The sequence below is a fragment of the Leptotrichia sp. OH3620_COT-345 genome, assembly GCF_003932895.1.
In the GTDB taxonomy this organism is placed as follows: domain Bacteria; phylum Fusobacteriota; class Fusobacteriia; order Fusobacteriales; family Leptotrichiaceae; genus Pseudoleptotrichia.
Genome location: NZ_RQYW01000222.1, coordinates 1 through 225 on the forward strand (window position 1 = coordinate 1; position 225 = coordinate 225).

Here is a 225-nt window from a genome sequence, read left to right on the forward strand (position 1 = left end):
AAATCGTATTCCCAATGGCTTCTCAAAATCAGATAATGTATTTCTTCTTATAGGAGTTCCGTATGACCTTAAATCAAATCCTTTGCCTTTCCCTAAATATATTCCGTTATTCTTTAATACATTAAACGCTCCTAATCCTACTATATTTCCCTGACTGTATAAGCCAAGGTCATATTTTACTCTCTTATCACCTGATGATATTGCCAATGCTGAGCCCCTTGATAT

At 34.7% G+C, this 225-nt stretch carries 1 protein-coding gene; it reads right to left on the reverse strand.

Translation table 11 applies throughout. From position 1 onward, the window contains the following. Positions 1–207 (reverse strand): hypothetical protein (locus EII29_RS11845; protein ID WP_148096462.1); only part of this gene is annotated, 207 nt, incomplete at its 3' end. Positions 208–225 lie beyond the last annotated feature (18 nt).